The organism is Leisingera sp. F5, assembly GCF_001593695.1.
The window spans coordinates 1-1832 of sequence record NZ_LUKH01000698.1 but is presented as its reverse complement, the minus strand read 5'-3'; the positions used below and the strand labels follow the sequence as shown (position 1 = coordinate 1832).

The following is a 1832-nucleotide window of genomic DNA, read 5'->3' as shown; positions in this document are numbered from 1 at the left end:
TGATCAGGATGGCGCCAAGTTCCCGCATCGGCGGCAATTCGGTCTGTGTTTGCAGCAGCCAAAAGCAAACCCCCATGACCAGAAAGGGAACGGTCAGCCGGATCAGCCGCACAACCGGCCTGGGGGCGGTGGAATTTGAAAACAGCATGGCAATCCTGGGACGGCAGCGCAAAAGGCCCTTTGCTGCCAATCTACTGCAAGCTGTTTGCGGATCAGTTAACCGCCAGAATTGAGCTGTTCTCCGCCTCGGCCTCTTGTGGCTGTAATTAGACAGAGCGGGCCGGTTTGTGCTGCAGCCGCAAGGCAACGCCGCCAGCGGGCACCGTGCGGTGAAGCGGGCGGAAAACGCCGGGCGGGGCTCTGGCCTGGCAGTCCGGCTGGGTGATCAGCCGGCTTCGCTCAGAATTTCTTCCTGCGCCTGCGGCATCAGTTCCTGCAGTTTGCTGCGGATCTTTGTTTCGCTTGCTTGAGAGCCGAGGTCGCCTGACAGCTTGCGCACGACATCCTCATGGCCGGCTTCCTCAAGATCGGCAGCAACGACGGACTGGGCGTAATCGTCAGCGGATGAACCGCTTTTTCCCAACAGCTCTGCCGCCCAAAGGCCGACCAGTTTGTTGCGCCGCGCGCGGGCCTTGAACTGCATTTCCTCATCATGCGCGAATTTGGCCTCAAACGCCTGTTCGCGTTCGTCAAATGTAGTCATGGCTGATCCTCATTAACCGTTTGCACCTGATCTAATGATAGGAGCATGATCGTCGCCGAGGGCAAGAAAAAACTGTTCTTGAAAAAGCCTTTGTGCCTGGCGCGCGGCGGGCGGGCTGCTGCTGCCGCCCGCTGCCGGAAACCACGGCTGCAGCTGCGGGCAGGCGATCCTATGCAGCAAGCTTGCGGCTGAGGCCCCCTTGCACTATGAGAGCGGCACATCGCAGGGCCGGATTCCCGGCATTGACCCGAAAGGTTCCCAATGGCGCGTCGCAAGAAAATCTACGAAGGCAAGGCCAAGACACTGTATGAAGGCCCCGAGCCGGGCACCATTGTGCAGTATTTCAAAGACGACGCCACCGCCTTCAATGCTGAAAAGCACGACGTGATCGAGGGCAAGGGTGTTCTGAACAACATCCTGAGCGAGTTTTTCATGCTGGGTCTGGGTCAGATCGGTGTGCCGACCCATTTCCTGAAGCGTTTGAACATGCGCGAGCAGCTGGTGCGCAGCTGCGAGATCATTCCGTTGGAAGTGATCGTGCGCAATTATGCGGCCGGCAGCATCTCCAAGCGCCTCGGGATTGACGAGGGCACCCAGCTGCCGCGTCCGATCGTGGAATACTGCTACAAGGACGACGCCCTGGGGGATCCGCTGGTCACTGAGGAGCATATCGCGGCCTTTGGCTGGGCCAGCCAGCAGGACATGGACGATATCCTGAGCCTGGCACTGCGGGTGAATGACTTTCTATCGGGTGTGTTCCTGGCTGTTGGTATCCGCCTGGTCGACTTCAAGATCGAGATCGGCCGCGTCTATGAGGGCGACTTCCAGCGTCTGGTGATTGCTGACGAGATCAGCCCCGACAGCTGCCGCCTGTGGGACGTGAAGACCGGCCAGAAGCTGGACAAGGATGTGTTCCGCCGCGACCTGGGCAGCCTGACCGATGCCTATAGCGAAGTGGCGCGCCGTCTGGGCGTGATGCCGAACAACCCGCCGGCGCCGGGCAAGCCGACGCTGGTGAACTGAGACAGGGACCCGCTGCGCCTGACCGCGACGCGGGTCTTTGAGTATTTTTGCAAAGAAGAAGCCTGGATGGGGCTTCGCCATCGAAAACCTGAGGGATGATGCGATG

At 59.9% G+C, this 1832-nt stretch carries 2 protein-coding genes; one reads left to right on the top strand and one right to left on the bottom strand.

All coding sequences use genetic code 11. The annotated features are described in order from the left end of the window. Positions 1-385: 385 nt before the first annotated feature. Entirely contained in the window at positions 386-703 is a 318-nt protein-coding gene (locus tag A2I95_RS34940; protein WP_027258720.1) for a DUF1476 domain-containing protein, read from the bottom strand. Positions 704-964: 261 nt separating this feature from the next. Here A2I95_RS34940 and purC point away from each other — a divergent pair, with 261 nt between their 5' ends. Then, a complete protein-coding gene (gene purC / locus A2I95_RS34935) occupies positions 965-1726 on the top strand; it encodes a phosphoribosylaminoimidazolesuccinocarboxamide synthase (protein WP_027258721.1) in 762 nt (253 codons plus the stop codon). Positions 1727-1832: the final 106 nt, after the last annotated feature.